Source organism: Mycolicibacterium sp. CBM1 (genome assembly GCF_054073305.1).
In genome coordinates this window covers 148,186-163,272 of record NZ_JBSXPP010000004.1, presented here as the reverse complement: position 1 = coordinate 163,272, position 15,087 = coordinate 148,186, and the positions used below count along the sequence as shown (strand labels likewise).

13 protein-coding genes and 2 riboswitches are annotated in these 15,087 nt (G+C 67.8%); of the genes, 2 read left to right on the top strand and 11 right to left on the bottom strand.

The window, feature by feature from the left end; genetic code table 11:
* Positions 1–98 precede the first annotated feature (98 nt).
* Positions 99–1,187, top strand: coding sequence for an alcohol dehydrogenase catalytic domain-containing protein (locus ACXDF8_RS07025; RefSeq protein WP_457222526.1), 1,089 nt, complete (start codon positions 99–101; stop codon positions 1,185–1,187).
* A 28-nt stretch (positions 1,188–1,215) separates the two neighbouring features.
* Here the strand turns inward: ACXDF8_RS07025 and gcvP are convergent, their stop codons facing one another.
* From gcvP to secA2, 11 genes are all read right to left on the bottom strand, one after another.
* Positions 1,216–4,086 carry an aminomethyl-transferring glycine dehydrogenase gene (gcvP, locus tag ACXDF8_RS07020; protein ID WP_457222525.1) on the bottom strand — a complete coding sequence of 957 codons (2,871 nt, stop codon included), beginning with the start codon at positions 4,084–4,086 and terminating at the stop codon, positions 1,216–1,218.
* Between the two features lie 41 nt (positions 4,087–4,127).
* A riboswitch (glycine riboswitch) is annotated at positions 4,128–4,248 on the bottom strand.
* Positions 4,249–4,346, bottom strand: a riboswitch (glycine riboswitch).
* A gap of 116 nt (positions 4,347–4,462) precedes the next feature.
* On the bottom strand, positions 4,463–5,110 hold the full coding sequence (locus tag ACXDF8_RS07015; protein WP_457222524.1) for a MerR family transcriptional regulator: 648 nt from the start codon (positions 5,108–5,110) through the stop codon (positions 4,463–4,465).
* 235 nt (positions 5,111–5,345) lie between these two features.
* On the bottom strand, positions 5,346–5,840 hold the full coding sequence (locus ACXDF8_RS07010; RefSeq protein ID WP_457222523.1) for a bifunctional nuclease family protein: 495 nt from the start codon (positions 5,838–5,840) through the stop codon (positions 5,346–5,348).
* Positions 5,841–5,933: 93 nt separating this feature from the next.
* Positions 5,934–6,665, bottom strand: a complete 732-nt coding sequence (gene ftsR, locus ACXDF8_RS07005) for a transcriptional regulator FtsR (protein WP_457222522.1) — start codon at positions 6,663–6,665, stop codon at positions 5,934–5,936.
* The gene (gene garA / locus ACXDF8_RS07000; protein ID WP_457222521.1) at positions 6,665–7,150 is read right to left on the bottom strand and encodes a glycogen accumulation regulator GarA; all 486 of its coding nucleotides are present in this window, start codon (positions 7,148–7,150) and stop codon (positions 6,665–6,667) included. Before garA ends, ftsR begins: the two co-directional genes overlap by 1 nt.
* Before the next feature lie 156 nt (positions 7,151–7,306).
* On the bottom strand, positions 7,307–7,702 hold the full coding sequence (gcvH, locus tag ACXDF8_RS06995) for a glycine cleavage system protein GcvH (RefSeq protein ID WP_457222520.1): 396 nt from the start codon (positions 7,700–7,702) through the stop codon (positions 7,307–7,309).
* Between the two features lie 33 nt (positions 7,703–7,735).
* Entirely contained in the window at positions 7,736–8,482 is a 747-nt protein-coding gene (locus ACXDF8_RS06990) for a DUF881 domain-containing protein (protein WP_457222709.1), read from the bottom strand.
* A gap of 37 nt (positions 8,483–8,519) precedes the next feature.
* Positions 8,520–8,852: a small basic family protein gene (locus tag ACXDF8_RS06985; protein WP_457222519.1), complete on the bottom strand. Its 333-nt coding sequence runs from the start codon at positions 8,850–8,852 to the stop codon at positions 8,520–8,522.
* Positions 8,853–8,910: 58 nt separating this feature from the next.
* Positions 8,911–9,825 carry a DUF881 domain-containing protein gene (locus ACXDF8_RS06980; RefSeq protein ID WP_457222518.1) on the bottom strand — a complete coding sequence of 305 codons (915 nt, stop codon included), beginning with the start codon at positions 9,823–9,825 and terminating at the stop codon, positions 8,911–8,913.
* Entirely contained in the window at positions 9,809–10,435 is a 627-nt protein-coding gene (locus ACXDF8_RS06975; RefSeq protein WP_457222517.1) for a CDP-alcohol phosphatidyltransferase family protein, read from the bottom strand. The genes ACXDF8_RS06980 and ACXDF8_RS06975 overlap by 17 nt, the downstream gene beginning before the upstream one ends.
* Before the next feature lie 96 nt (positions 10,436–10,531).
* Positions 10,532–12,865 (bottom strand): accessory Sec system translocase SecA2, encoded by a 2,334-nt coding sequence (gene secA2 / locus ACXDF8_RS06970; RefSeq protein ID WP_457222516.1) that lies wholly within the window; start codon positions 12,863–12,865, stop codon positions 10,532–10,534.
* Positions 12,866–13,118: 253 nt separating this feature from the next.
* Here secA2 and ACXDF8_RS06965 point away from each other — a divergent pair, with 253 nt between their 5' ends.
* On the top strand, positions 13,119–15,035 hold the full coding sequence (locus ACXDF8_RS06965; RefSeq protein ID WP_457222708.1) for an ABC transporter ATP-binding protein/permease: 1,917 nt from the start codon (positions 13,119–13,121) through the stop codon (positions 15,033–15,035).
* The last annotated feature ends 52 nt before the right edge of the window (positions 15,036–15,087 follow it).

The following is a 15,087-nucleotide window of genomic DNA, read 5'->3' as shown; positions in this document are numbered from 1 at the left end:
CATACCCCATATGCCAAAGCATCGTGCTGCGCATGGCATGGCGAGCACACAGATGGCTGTTGACCCCATCGGCAGTACGAACGACGGGAGAGACGATCATGCTCGCAGCAGTGTTGGAAGAATTCGGGAAGCCGTTGGTGGTCAAAGAGGTTGACGAACCCCGATTCGGTACCGGTGAGGTGCTGGTCGAGGTGCTGGCGACCGGCATCGCGCCCTATGCCGCCGAGGTGTTCAGCGGCCACCGGCGTTATCCGTTGGTGCCGCCGGTGATCTCCGGCGTCGGCGGTGTCGGGCGCGTCCTGGCCGTCGGGCCCGACGCGACCAGGCTGGAACCGGGCGAACTGGTGTGGTGCGATCCCATGGTGCGGTCGCGTGACGACGTAATGTCTCCCGACATCACGTTGCAGGGCTGGAGTTCGAGCGGCGAGGGTGGCCTGCGGCTGTCCCAGTATTTCCACGACGGTCCGTTCGCGCAGCGGATGGCCGTCCCCACCGAGAACGCCGTGCCCCTCGGTGACCAGGACCCAGCGCATGTGCCCGCACTGGCTGCGGCGTTGGGCGTGCTGCTGGTCCCCTACGGCGGGCTGCTCGCCATCGAGCTTCGGGCCGGCGAGACGGTGGTCGTCAGCGGCGCCACCGGGAACTTCGGCAGCGCGGCCGTCGCGGTCGCGCTGGCGATCGGCGCGGCCGTCGTCGTCTGCCCAGGCCGCAATCACGCCGCACTCGTACGGCTCGGTGAGCTCTTCGGACCGCGGGTCCGACCGGTGCGACTCAGCGGTGATGTCGAGGCCGATCGGCTGGCGATTCAGCGCGCGGCACCCGCTCCGATCGACGCCGTGATCGATCTTCTGCCACCGGCGGCAAGCACTACGCCCGTGCGGGCGGCCGCGATGGCCGTCCGACCCAATGGACGAGTGGTTCTGATGGGTGGCGTCGGCATGGCGGGCGGCGATGACCTGGCGCTGCCGTATCCCTGGCTGATGCGCAACTCGATCACCCTGCGCGGGCAGTGGATGTACCCGCGAGCGGCCAATCAGCACATGATCGCGATGATCCGCTCAGGTGTGCTGGACATCGGCTACCAGAGCGTCACGACATTCGAGCTGGCCGAAGTCAACGAGGCCGTCGCCTACGCCGCTGCACAGGACGGTCTGTTCAGCCGGACGGCGCTGGTACCCAATGGCTAGCGCGCAGCGCGGAGCCCCCGCACGGCCGCTAGGCGAACGCCTCCACCGGCGGGCACGAGCACACCAGGTTGCGATCGCCGTAGGCGCCGTCGATGCGCCGCACCGGGGGCCACACCTTGGGTCGGTATCCCTTGCCCAGCGGGTAGGCCGCCTGCTCCCGGGTGTACGGGTGGGTCCACTCGTCGACCAGCAGACACTCGGCGGTGTGCGGGGCATTGTGCAGCGGGTTGTCGTCAACGGGCCACTCCCCCGAGCCCACCTTGTCGATCTCGGCGCGAATCGCGATCATCGCCTCGCAGAACGCGTCCACCTCGGCCAGGCTCTCGCTCTCGGTGGGCTCCACCATCAGGGTGCCCGCTACCGGGAAGCTCATGGTCGGTGCGTGGAAACCGAAGTCCGCCAAGCGCTTGGCGACATCGTCGACGGTCACTCCGGTCGCCTTGGTGATTCCGCGCAGATCCAGGATGCACTCGTGGGCGACCATGCCGTTCTCACCGGTGTAGAGCACCGGGTAGTACTCGTCGAGCCGGCGAGCGATGTAGTTGGCCGACGCGATCGCCGTCAGCGTCGCGCGCCGTAACCCGTCGGCACCCATCATCCGGATGTAAGCCCACGTGATCGGCAGGATCGACGCCGAACCGTACGGCGCGGCGGACACCACGTGCCCGTGCGGCAGTTCGGGCGCCAACGGGTGTCCCGGCAGGAACGGCGCCAGATGGGAGCGAACCGCCACCGGGCCGACACCCGGGCCGCCGCCGCCGTGCGGGATGCAGAACGTTTTGTGCAGATTCAGATGGCTGACGTCGCCGCCGAACCTGCCCGGCCGGGCCAGACCGACCAGCGCGTTCAGGTTGGCGCCGTCGACATAAACCTGGCCGCCGGCATCGTGGACCGCCGCGCAGATGTCGGCGATGTCGTGCTCGAACACCCCGTGCGTCGAGGGGTAGGTCACCATCAGCGCGGCCAGCCGCTCGGCGTGCTCGGCGACCTTCGCGCGCAGATCGTCAAGGTCGACGTCACCGTTCTCCCGGCAGGCGACCACGACCACCCGCATGCCCACCATCGCTGCCGAGGCCGCGTTGGTGCCGTGCGCACTCGAGGGGATCAGGCACACCTCGCGGTGGCCTTCACCCCGTTCGGCATGGTAGGAGCGGATCGCGAGCAACCCGGCGTACTCACCCTGCGATCCGGCGTTGGGCTGCAACGAAATCGAGTCGTAGCCGGTGACACCGGTCAGCCAGTCCTGCAGGTCGGCGATCAGCCTGCGCAGTCCCGGGGTGTCCCCGGCCGGGGCGAACGGGTGTTGGCGGCCGAACTCCGGCCAGGTGATCGACTCCATCTCCGCGGCCGCGTTGAGCTTCATGGTGCACGAGCCCAGCGGGATCATACTGCGGTCCAGTGCGATGTCCTTGTCCGCCAGGCTCCGCAGGTAACGCATCATCTCGGTCTCGGTACGGTACCGATGGAACGCCGGGTGCGTAAGGAATTTGGTTGTCCGCGAGGCGATCTCAGGGCCGGCATAGTCGCCGGCGGGCGACGCGGTATCCGATGTCGCCGCCGCTGCGGCACCAAAAGCTTCGAGCACCAGCGCCACATGGTCGGCGGTGGTGGCCTCGTCGCAGCTGACCGACACGTGGTCGGCGTCGACGAGCCAGAGGTTGACGCCGCGACTCTTGGCCTCGGCCGCTACCTGCTCGGCCCGGTCCGGCACGTGTACCAGCACGGTGTCGAAGAACGTGTCGTACACGACCTCGCCACCCGCGGCACCCAGGCCGGCGGCCAGCGACCGGGCGTGGCCGTGCACCCGCCGCGCGATGCCGCTCAGGCCGTCCGGGCCGTGGTAGCTGGCGTACATCGCGGCCATGATCGCCAGCAGCACCTGCGCGGTGCAGATGTTGGAAGTGGCCTTGTCGCGGCGGATGTGCTGTTCGCGGGTCTGCAGCGAGAGCCGGTACGCCTTGGCGCCGTCGGTATCGACCGACACCCCCACCAGCCGGCCGGGCAGCTGCCGGGCATGCTTGGCGTGCACCGCCAGGTAGCCGGCGTGCGGGCCACCGAATCCCATTGGCACACCGAACCTTTGCGCGCTGCCGAAGGCCACGTCGGCGCCGATCTCACCGGGCGGGGCGATCAACGTCAGCGCCAACAGGTCGGCGCCGAGCGCGATCAGCGCCCCGCGCTCGTGGGCCTGCTCGACCAACTTGGACCAGTCCGTGACCCGGCCGCTGGCCCCGGGCAGCTGGGTGACAACACCGAAGAACTCACCCTCGGGAAGGCCGCCCCGCAAATCGGCGGTGACGATCTCGATGCCGAGCGGCTCGGCACGGGTAGCCAGGATCGCGGCGGTCTGGGTGAACAGATCCGCGTCGACCGCCAGCCGGTTGGACGAGCCACGCGATGCGCGGTGCATCAGCGTCATCGCCTCGGCGGCCGCGGTGCCCTCGTCAAGCATCGAGGCGTTGGCCACCTCCAGCGCGGTGAGGTCGGCGATCATGGTCTGGAAATTCAGCAGCGCCTCGAGCCGGCCCTGACTGATCTCGGGCTGATACGGCGTATACGCGGTGTACCAGGCGGGGTTTTCCAGGATGTTGCGCAGCAGGACCGGCGGGGTCAGTGTGTCGTAGTAGCCCTGCCCGATCATCGAGACCGCGATCGTGTTGGCATCGGCCAGCGCGCGCAGTTCGGCCAGCGCCTCGTGCTCACCGACGGCGGCAGGCAGCTGATCCAGGCCGGGAGCCACCCCGTCGGAGCGCAGCGCGTCGAGGATGCCCGCGGGCAGTGCCTTTCCGGCCAACTCGTCGAGGGAGGCGACGCCGATCACGTCGAGCATGGTGGCGACCGCGACGGAATCAGGGCCGATGTGCCGATCGGCAAAGAGCGGCTGGGTGTGGTCGGACATGGGCTGGCTCCTGACTCGGGCGGCGGCGGCCGTCACCGGCGTCCTCCCCCTCTGTCGTCCACCCGACCGGGCGCCTGAGAGATTCGGCGGCACCAACTAACGCGGTGCGGGCCTTTCCCCATGGGCGGGTGACCATACGGCCACCGCTTTCCAGAGGCATCGTGGCCACGCGCGGTCCGGGTGCCTGAGAGGTTGACGGAGAGGTGTTGCTCCTTCGGCGTCCGTGACTGGCTGCCACGAAACTCTCCCGCGCGAGGGCGATGCAGTGTCGATTCTAGCGGTGGTGTGCGACGAAAAGCCCACCAGACGCAAACCGCCCCGACACACCGGGGGTGTTCGGGGCTTCTGCGTCTGCTCGCGCAGGAGAAAGCGGGGTTCAGCCGATCTTGCGGTCGCGGCTCTTGCGCCGGGAGGCGAGCTCGTCCTCGGGCGAGGCGATCGATTCGCCGCCGTCGGCGCGTTCGCCGGGGAAGTCCGAGATGGCGCCGGACAGCTCACGCATCGCGCCGCTGACCGCGATGCCGAACACACCCTGGCCGCCCTGGAGCAGGTCGACGACCTCTTCGGCCGAGGTGCACTCGTACACCGTTGTGCCGTCGGAGAACAGCGTGATGTTGGCGAGGTCCTGCACGCCGCGCTGACGCAGGTGGTCGACGGCGACCCGGATGTTGTGCAGGGAGATGCCGGTGTCGAGCAGCCGCTTGACGATCTTGAGGACCAGAATGTCCTTGAAGGAATACAGCCGCTGGCTACCCGAGCCGGCGGCGCCGCGGATCGAGGGCACCACCAGCGAGGTGCGGGCCCAGTAGTCCAACTGGCGGTAGGTGATTCCGGCGATCTGGCAGGCGCTGGGACCGCGGTAGCCGACGAGTTCGTCAGGCACTGAGTTGTCGGGGAACAGACCGGCCTGGACGGGCTCGCCTACCGGCGCGCCGGCGGGTGCGTCCGCCTCGAAAGATCCAGACCCCGAACCAGTCGTCGTGTCAGCAAGGTCCAGCTGTCCCTGACGTGGCTGCTCGCCCACGATGCTTCCTCTCGCCGTTCGAACCTAGTGGCCCGCTGACTGCTCCACCAACCGCGTTTGCCCTAGTCCCGAGTCCTATGAGCATACGCTTGTCGACGGGCAATCGTGCTCGTCGTCGCCATCAAAGTATGGCCGCCCGCAGGCATGCTCGGCGGCATCCGATGCGCGTGTCGAACCGCCTGCGGGCAAGTGAGACGCATCCGTGATCTTGGTCGCCCGTGGCCCGGATACCCGCTCAGGTGGCCTTGAAATCGTCCGGGGAGACGCTGTCGAGAAACTCCTTGAACTTCTCCACCTCGTCCTCGCGGACAGCACCGCCCGATTGGTCGTCGCTCTCGTCGGGGATCAGCAGCCCGGCCTCAGCCAGCACCGCCTCCTCCACATAGATCGGCACCCCCATCCGCAGCGCGATCGCCACGGAATCCGACGGACGCGCCGACACCTTGATGTCGCGGTCGAACACGAGGTCGGCGTAGAAGGTGCCTTCCTGCAGGTCGACGATCCGGACCTCCTTGAGTGAATGCCCAAGGGCGGCAATGACATCTCGGATCAGGTCGTGCGTCAACGGCCGCGCCGGCTCGACTCCCTGCTGTTCCAGGGCGATCGCCGTGGCCTCAGACTGACCGATCCAGATGGGTAGGTAGCGGTCACCGTCGGACTCCCGCAGCAGCAGAACCGGCTGGTTCTGGGGCTGCTCGACACGAATGCCGACCACACGAACCTCACCCATCTGTGTCTGACCTCCGCGCTCGTTGTGGCGCCGCGTCCGAGTTCCGACCGCGTGACTGCAGAACTACCGACGCAGTCATTCGGAGTCTAGTCCTCAGCGGTCGAGAACGTCTCGTACAGCGGACTTGATCAGCGACGTGTGCAAGGTGATCGCCAGTGCCGCCACTTCCCTGGCCAGATCGTCGGCGCGATCACGCGCGCCGGTCTTGTCGGCCTTGCCCACCGGGCCGGCGATCTGGGCGATCAGGTCGGACTGCCGATCGGCCGCCGAGCGAAATGCCCGCAGGTGACGGGGCTCGACGCCGTAGTCGGCGAGCGCACCGGCGCACTGCGCGATGACCACCGAATGCTCGTCGAAGAGCCCGCCCGGCCCGGTGGTGATGACCCCGGCTTTGCACAGCGCGCTCAGCAGATCGTCGCCCACTCCTGAACGCACCAGTACGTCCTCACGGCTGAGCCGCACCTGGGTGGGGGCCACCGCCGCCACACCGTCCGGACCCGGGTCGGACACCGGCACCAATCGCGGTCCGGCATAAGACGATCCGGGCTGCGGCAACTCGCCGTCAGGTAACCCATCCAGCTGCGCCTTGATCACCTTCAGCGGCAGGTAATGGTCACGCTGCGCGGTCAGGATGAACCGCAACCGGGCACAATCGTAGGCGGTGAACCGCCGATACCCCGATCCACTGCGCTGGGGCGTGACGAGACCCTCGGCTTCCAAGAATCGGATCTTGGAGATCGTCACGTCCGGGAAGTCCGGTCGTAGCAGGTCCAGGACCGCTCCGATAGACATCCCGGCAAGCGCGGGAGTATCGGGGGCGGTCACTAGCTTCCCGGGCCGCCTTCGTCGTCGGACGGCTTGGGACCAGTCAGGAACACCAAGCGGAACTTGCCGATCTGGACCTCGTCGCCGTTGGCCAGCGTGGCCGAGTCGACCGGTTCACGGTTGACGTAGGTGCCGTTGAGGCTGCCGACGTCGACCACCTGGAACTCGTTGCCGTCCAACCGGAACTCGGCGTGCCGGCGGCTGACGGTGACGTCGTCGAGGAAGATGTCGGAATCGGGATGACGCCCGGCCGACGTGGTCGGCTGGTCCAGGAGGAACCGCGAGCCGGCATTCGGTCCCCGCTTGACGACCAGCAGCGCCGAGCCGATCGGTAGTCCCTCCACCCCGGACACCGTGGTCTCGCCGCTCGAGCTCGCCGGAGCGTCCAGCTCGTTGAGGAAGTCGGCGCGGAAGACGGACGTCGTCTCCACGGTGACTTCGTCAGATGCCTGGTCGCTCCCGGAGTTCTGGTCCTTGTCCGTCACCCGCTGCTCCTCACTGGCTGCCGTGGCGATACTTGGCGGGGTACCCGCACAAGGCGCCCGTCCGCCTCACAAATCACTTACGTCGACCGTACCGCGCGGTGGTCGTCGCTGTGTCCACCACCGTCGGATCGACGGCTGGCAGGCACCCTAACAAGTTCATTCGGTCACTGTGCCCTGATAGGCGTCGGCGTCCAGCAACGCCGCCAACCCCTGTTCGAGGGTATCGCCGTCGACCTGCAACTCCAACAACCACCCCTGACCGTAGGGGTCGGAGTTCACCAGACCCGGATTGGCCTCCAGATCGTCGTTGACGGCAATCACTTTGGCCGACACCGGAGCGTAGAGGTCCGAGACCGACTTGGTCGACTCCACCTCACCGAAGGACTCACCTGCCGTGACGTCGGTGCCGATGTCGGGCAGCTGCACGTACACGACGTCGCCGAGCGAGGACTGCGCGAAATCGGTGATGCCGACCCGCACGGTGTCGTCACCGGTGCGACGAACCCACTCGTGCTCGGCGGTGTAGCGCAGGTCGGCTGGGATTTCGCTCACAGTGCTCCTCGGTGTCGGGTCGGTGTCGGGCGCTCATTTGACGGGCTGAGCGTATTGGCGTGCTTTCGGTTGCCGCAAGGTGGTGATGTCCACCCGGTCGGACTGCGCGACGGTCATCCGGCCGCCGACGCGTTCCACGCTGTCGACGGCGCCGCCCGGAATGTTCATCGCCGCCGCGAGGGTGGGTGGATCCCCAATGGCGAGAACAGAATACGGGGGGCTCAGCGTCTGGGAGTCGATGATCAGCGCTCCGGGGCTGCCGATCACCCAGCTGTCGACCCCAATTCGCACCGCCTTGGCTCCGGAGCGGATCTCCATCGCCTCGGCGCCGGCGGCGCGCAGTTCGTTGATGACGTCGAGCATCGTCTCGGGTGCCACCCCGGGCCCGGGGTCGGCGATGGTGATGGTGACGCCCGGTCCGGTGGCCGCCACCGTGCCGATCATGATCGACAGCGCCGCGAGCCGGGCCTGTGCGTTCTGGATGGCGGCCTGGTCGCTGTTGCCGGCGGCCTGCATGGCCGCCAGATTGCGCTGCAGATCGGCCACCTCGGTGTTCAGCGCGGCCTCGCGCTGCTGCAACGAACCGAGGAGCACCAGCAGGTCGGCCGGACGCGCGGTGGTCAGGGCGTCCCCGGATTCGGTCTGGCGGGCCTGAGTGGCTATGGCCACACCGAGCACCAGGCACAGCAGCACACCGAGCACTCCGAACATCAGCTGGCTGCGGCGGCGCCGGGCCGGCGGCTCGCCGGCCGCCTCGTGCCGTCCGGACTCCCCGGTCATGTCGGTCGCGTCGTCGTGCTGGTCCCCCTCGGCCATATCAGGCGCCGAACAGCCGACGCCGCAGTGCGGCCGCATTGCCGAAGATCCGGATGCCGAGCACGACGATGATCGCCGTGGAGAGCTGGGTGCCGACGCCCAGCTGATCGCCCACGTAGACGATCAGGGCGGCGACCAGGACGTTGAAGACGAACGAGACGACGAACACCTTCGCGTCGAAGATCTTCTCAAGGTAGGCGCGCAACCCGCCGAAGACCGCGTCCAGCGCGGCGACGACGGCGATCGGCAGGTAGGGCTGGATGACGTCGGGCACGCTCGGGTGGAACACCAGGCCCAGCACGATGCCGACAAGCAGTGCGGCGATTCCGATCATGTATGCCGGCTCATTTCCTCATCGTCGATCCTCCCGGGGCAGCGTTGCTCCCGGGAGATCACGGCCCGATCTGCTTGGCAAATTTAATCTCCCGCGCGCTGCCCGCGGGCACCGACAGGCCGTCGCCCCCACTGACGCTGACCCCCACGCCGTAGGACGCCTCCAGCAGTCGCAGCCGATGCAGACCGCTGCTGTGGTCGAACGTGTCCCGCATGGTGTTCGGTGGCCCGATCGCGAGGATGGTGTACGGACTGCTGACCGGATGGTTGTCGACCAAGATCGCGCCGCCCGCCTGCCGGATCGTCGCATTGGGACCCATCCGGACCCCAGCGACCGAGATGGCCTCGGCCCCACTGGCCCACAGCGCGTTGACCACCACCTGCAGGTCGCGGTCCAGGATGATCTGCCGGCTGCCGGCAACCCGCTCCTTGGAGACGTCGGTGAGGTCGCGGCCCATTCCCGGATCGGTGACCGTGATCGACAGACCGGGTCCGATGACGGCGGTGGTCGCAGCGGCCAGGCTCAGCGCGTCGAGACCGGTGAGCAACCGCTGGCCGGTCGCGTCGTCACGCAATTGGCGGCGCTGGATATCGTCGACCTCGCCGGCCAGCTCGTTGCGGCGCTCGGTCAGCCGATCGGTGGTGCCCTCGGCCGAACGCACGCTGGCCGTCAGGACCTGCTGGGCGGCGCTCACGCCGGGTGCGGTGGAACGGGCCTGCGCCACCGCGGCGGCGAATACGACGGTGATGAGCAACGCCGCCAGCGCCTGCCAGGCCCGGTCGGCGGCCCGACGCCGCGACCTGCCGCCTTTTCGGCGCTCGGCGGCCGCGGCGGCGTAGCCGGGATCGAGATGCTCGGTGAGCAGCGAGCGCAGCAGGGACGGCAGCGGAATCCGCTCCGCCCGCTGCTGGTCGGCGCGCAGGCCGGCGCGGGGGTCGTAGCCGCCCAGCGCGGGATCAGGAGGCGCGGGCATCGCGGTCGAGTCCTACTTTGGGCAGCGTGCGAACTTTGGGCAGCGTGCGAATCACCAGCCGCACCTGGAGCAGATAGAGCACCGCCGACCAGAGGTACATCCCGAGTCCCCAGCCGACGAAACCCCATCCGCACGCACCGATGACCCGGCTCCACGTCGCGTCCCACTGGCCCAGCAGCACCAGGGGGAACCCGGACATCAGCGCGAACGTCGCCGCCTTGCCGATGTAGGTGACCGGCAGCGCGGTCAACCCGCGGGAACGCAGCGCCGGCAGGGTCGCGGCCAGCAGGACGTCACGACCGATCAGCGTCGCCACCACCCACCACGGCACGATGCCGGCCACGCCCAGACCGACCGGCACCGCCAGCATGTAGACCCGGTCGACCAGCGGATCGAGCAGCTCCCCCAGCCGCGACGACTGGTTGTCCACCAGGCGGGCGATCTTGCCGTCGGCCCAGTCGGAGAATCCGCTGAACATCAGGATGGCGACCGCGAGGGCGTAGGCGTGGGTGACCAGCAGCAGGTACAGGAACACCGGCAGCAGCACCAGCCGGATCACGGACAGGACGTTGGGGATCGTCAGCACACGATCGCGGCCCTGCTGTGTCATGACCAGAACCTAGCGCGCCGACTGTGCGCGCTATGCACGTGGATTCCGCAAAATCCGTGCATAGCCCCCACAATCGCGCCTCGGATCCGGCCGCTGCTAGCGGAAGACCCCGGGCAGGCTCAGCGCCGACAGGGTGTCGTCGTTGAGCGGGTTGTCGTGAACCATGTAGGTCCACGTCGAGGTGGGCCGCGCCAGCTTGGACAGGTCCAGGCCCTGTTCCTCGTCGACCACGTTGGCGGTTTCGAAGGTCTGCTGGGCCGCCTCGATGGCGTCGGCCGCCAGGTGGGCGAATGCGTCGACGGCCATCCGGTGGAACTCGTCGAGCGGGTTCTGCCGGCCCAGCGCGCGCAGGTGGATGCTCTCCCGGATGTCGGCCAGGTAGGCCAGGTGGTCGGCCCAGCCGCGGTCGAGGTGGAACAGCATGATGTCGCGGCAGATCTTCTCCAACCGCTCCTCGGAAACCGTCTCGGCCAGCGACTCATAGCGCTCGGGTGACAGCTCCGCGATTTCTTCCCGGGCCGCCGCGGTGCTCAGCAGGGTGTTGCGGCGCTCGACGATGATGGCGCGCTGCTGGGCGATCAACTGGTTGTACCGCCAGGTATTGGCGTGCACGTCGAGCAGTCGGCCCTCGGCGACCCGCTGGGCGTGATCGAGCAGCGTGGTCGCCTTCGGGCTGACGATCCGCCCGCTGTCGTCGCACTCGGTGGGCAGCTTGGCGGCCTCCACGTGGGCGGTGACGACGTCGTCCTCCCAGCTGGCGAAGAACACCGACGAGCCGGGATCGCCCTGGCGGCCGGCGCGCCCCCGCAGCTGGTTGTCCAGCCGCTCGGTGCGGTGCCTGCCGGTGCCGATGACGTGCAGCCCGCCGAGTTCGGCGACTTTGTCGTGATCGATTTCCTCGGAACCGCCCAGACGGATGTCAGTACCGCGGCCGGCCATCTGGGTGGACACCGTCACCGCGCCGAGTTTGCCGGCTTCGGCGATGACGACGGCCTCTTCCTCGTCGTTCTTGGCGTTGAGCACGACGGCGGGCACCCCGCGGCGCAGCAGCCGCTCGTGCAGTTCCTCGGATTCGGCGACGTCGTGGGTGCCGACCAGGATCGGCTGGCCGGTGGCGTGCACCTCGACGATGTGCTCCATGATCGCCTCGATCTTGGCCGCCGCGGTGATGTACACCCGGTCGGGTTCGTCCTCGCGGATGTTGGGGGTGTTCGGCGGGATCGGCGATACCCCCAGCTTGTAGAACTGGCGCAGCTGTTCGCCGGCGGCCAGCGCGGTACCGGTCATACCGCACACCGTCGGATAGCGGTTGATCAGCGCCTGCACGGTGATGGTGTCGAGGACCTCGCCGGTCTCGGTGGTTTCGATACCCTCCTTGGCTTCGACTGCCGCCTGCAGTCCGTCCGGCCAGCGCTGCAGGGTGGCGATCCGCCCGCGTGAGGAGTTGATCAGCTGCACCGCGCCGTCGCGGACGATGTAGTGCACGTCGCGCTGCAGCAGCACATGCGCGTGCAGGGCGACGTTGACCTCGGTGAGTGTGGTGGTGACGTGCTCCTCGGAGTAGAGGTCGATGCCACCGAGGGCCGCCTCGATCTTCTTGGCGCCGGTCTCGGTCAGGTGCACGTTGCGGCTGTCGGCGTCGGTGTCGTAGTCCTGTCCGGCGGTGAGTTCGCCCACCAGCCGCACCACTTCCACTTTGGGGGTCTCCCGATGGGTGGTTCCGGCCAGCACCAGCGGCACCAGCGCCTCGTCGACGAGCACCGAGTCGGCCTCGTCGATCAGCGCGACGTCGGGGTTGGGCGACACCAGGTCGGCGACGTCGGTGACTAGCTGGTCGCGCAGCACGTCGAAGCCGATCTCGTTGACCGAGGCGTACGTGACGTCGCACTGGTAGGCGGCGCGGCGTTCCTCGGCCGTCGACTCAGCGGTGATCCAGCCGACCGTCAGCCCCATCGCCTCGATGAGCGGTGCCATCCACTCGGCGTCGCGCCGGGCCAGGTAGTCGTTGATGGTGACGACGTGCACGTTGCGTCCACCGAGGGCGTAGCCGGCGGCGGCGATGGCGCCCGACAGCGTCTTGCCCTCACCGGTGGCCATCTCGATGACGTCGCCGGCGAGCATCCGCAGGGCGCCGAGCAGCTGGACGTCAAACGGGCGTAGCGATGTCGTTCGTTCGGCGGCCTCGCGGGCGATCGCGAGGAATTGCGGAACGTCCGGTGACGATGCGAGTTCGCCGAGCTCCAGCAGCTTGGCGGCCTTGCGCAGCTGCTCGTCGTCGAGGCCCTTGGCCTTGTCGTCGAACTCGGCCGAGGCCTCCACCTCGGCCATCGACTCGGCTTTAACCTTGTCGGTATTGGCGCCGAGCAGACGCCAGAACCCACGGCTGACGCGACCCTGACCGGCTGCGCTGTTCTTGCGAGTTTTCGCCACGGCTCAACCGTACCGGCGGGGCACGGCAATGCCACCGAGGCCGGTCGGAGTTCGGATGTGCGCCGAGCCGCGCCCACGCGTTGCCTCGCCTGTCGACGGCTCGCCTGGCACGAATGCGCGCCCCCGCAGGATGCTGACATTTGGCTAGCCATGCGGCATGGACACACGCCTGACCCGGGAGAGCGGGGTAGGTTCGCCGGGAAAGCCACCGGACCGGTCGTCGCATCCGACGCCGCCCTACGAGGAGAACGCTTTGGAGTCATTCAAACCGTCCATGGACTGGGGGCACGAACTCGTGCCGTCCCTGATCTGGATTTCCAAAGCGTGGGCGATCAGTGCGGTGCTGAGCCTCATCGTGCTGGTGCTCTTGGCCCGCTTCACGGTGTGGGGGCGCCAGTACTGGCGGATCACCGGCGAGTACTTCAAGGGCCGGCAGAGCATCAGAATCTGGGTCTGGATCGGCGTGCTGCTGCTGTCGACGATCATGTCGGTCCGGATCGACGTGCTGCTGAGCTACTACAGCAACGACCTCTATACGTCGCTGCAGGTGGCGTTCCAGGGCACCGGCAGCGGCAACGAGTCGATGCGCCAGTCCGGCATCACCGGCTTCTGGCAGGCCATCATCGTCTTCTGCATCCTGGCAACGACCTACATCAGCCTGGCGATGCTCGATATTTACCTGACCCAGCGCTTCATCATCCGCTGGCGGGTGTGGCTCACCGACCGGCTCACCTGCGACTGGCTCAACGATCACGCCTACTACCGCACGCGGTTCACCGACGCCGACATCGACAACCCCGACCAACGCATCCAGCAGGACGTCGACATCTTCACCACCGGAGTCGGCGCCTCGCAGAACCAGCCGATGATCGGCAGCTCGAACATGCTGCTGTTCGGTGCGATCAACTCGCTGGTGACGGTGGTTTCGTTCACCGTGATCCTGTGGAACCTGTCCGGTCCGCTCACCGTGGCCGGTGTCACCCTGGGCCATGCGCTGTTCTGGGTGGTGCTGGTCTACGTCACCTTCGCGACGATCATCGCGTTCTGGATCGGCCACCCGCTGATCCGGTTGAGCTTCCGCAACGAGCTGACCAACGCCGTGTTCCGTTATGCGCTGGTGCGCCTGCGCGACGCCGCGGAGGCAGTGGGCTTCTACCGCGGCGAGGACGCCGAGCGTGGCCTGCTGCGCACCAAGTTCGCCGCGGTCATCGCCAACTACCGCCGGTATGTCAACCGCACGATCGCCCTGACCGGCTGGAACCTGTCGATGAGCCAGATCATCAACCCGCTGCCGCTGGTCATCCAGGCGCCGCGGTTGTTCGCCGGCCAGATCGACCTCGGCGACGTGACCCAGTCCTCGAGCGCCTTCGGCAGCATCCACAACTCGCTGTCGTTCTTCCGCAACTCCTACGACTCGTTCGCCAGCTACCGGGCAGCCATCATCCGTCTGCACGGACTGGTGGAGACCAACTCCGAGGCACGCGAGCTGCCCAAGCTGAACACCGTTGCCAGCCATGACGGTTCCGTCGAGTTGAAGGCCGTGGAAGTCCGCACCCCCAGCGGCAGCCAATTGGTCGATCCCATCGACCTTCGCCTGGAGCCGGGCGAGACGCTGGTCATCACCGGCCCGTCGGGCGCGGGAAAGACCACGCTGCTGCGCAGCCTGGCCCAGTTGTGGCCCTACACCTCGGGCACGTTGTGCCGCCCGCTCGAGGACAACGCCACGATGTTCCTGTCTCAGATGCCCTACGTACCACTGGGTGACCTGCGGTCGGTGGTGTCCTACCCGTCGAAGTCCGGCGCGGTCACCGACGACGAGCTGCAACGCGCACTGACTCAGGTCGCGCTGTCGCACCTGACCATCCGGCTCAACGAGGTCCAGGACTGGGCCAAGGTGCTCTCGCCGGGCGAGCAGCAGCGCATCGCGTTCGCCCGGGTGCTGCTGACCAAGCCGCAGGCGGTCTTCCTCGACGAGGCCACCTCGGCGCTGGACGAGGGACTGGAGTTCGCGCTCTACGACCTGGTGCGTACCGAACTGCCGGACACCATTCTGATCAGCGTCAGCCACCGCAGCACCGTCGAGCAGCACCACGTCAAGCACCTGCAACTGCTCGGCGAGGGCGAGTGGCGGCTGGGCACTGTCGACGGGGACGAGCCGGCGACGGTCTGAGCGCCACGTGCGGTGAATCAAGCCCAGGGCGTACCGCGTTGCTGAAATGCTT

Coding starts and splice junctions, on each gene's coding strand:
- ACXDF8_RS07025 (WP_457222526.1), top strand. CDS start 99: ATGCTCGCAGCAGTGTTGGAAGAATTCGGGAAGCCGTTGGTGGTCAAA.
- gcvP (WP_457222525.1), bottom strand. CDS start 4,086: ATGTCCGACCACACCCAGCCGCTCTTTGCCGATCGGCACATCGGCCCT.
- ACXDF8_RS07010 (WP_457222523.1), bottom strand. CDS start 5,840: ATGGGTGAGGTTCGTGTGGTCGGCATTCGTGTCGAGCAGCCCCAGAAC.
- ACXDF8_RS06990 (WP_457222709.1), bottom strand. CDS start 8,482: ATGACCGGGGAGTCCGGACGGCACGAGGCGGCCGGCGAGCCGCCGGCC.
- ACXDF8_RS06985 (WP_457222519.1), bottom strand. CDS start 8,852: ATGATCGGAATCGCCGCACTGCTTGTCGGCATCGTGCTGGGCCTGGTG.
- ACXDF8_RS06980 (WP_457222518.1), bottom strand. CDS start 9,825: ATGCCCGCGCCTCCTGATCCCGCGCTGGGCGGCTACGACCCCCGCGCC.
- ACXDF8_RS06975 (WP_457222517.1), bottom strand. CDS start 10,435: ATGACACAGCAGGGCCGCGATCGTGTGCTGACGATCCCCAACGTCCTG.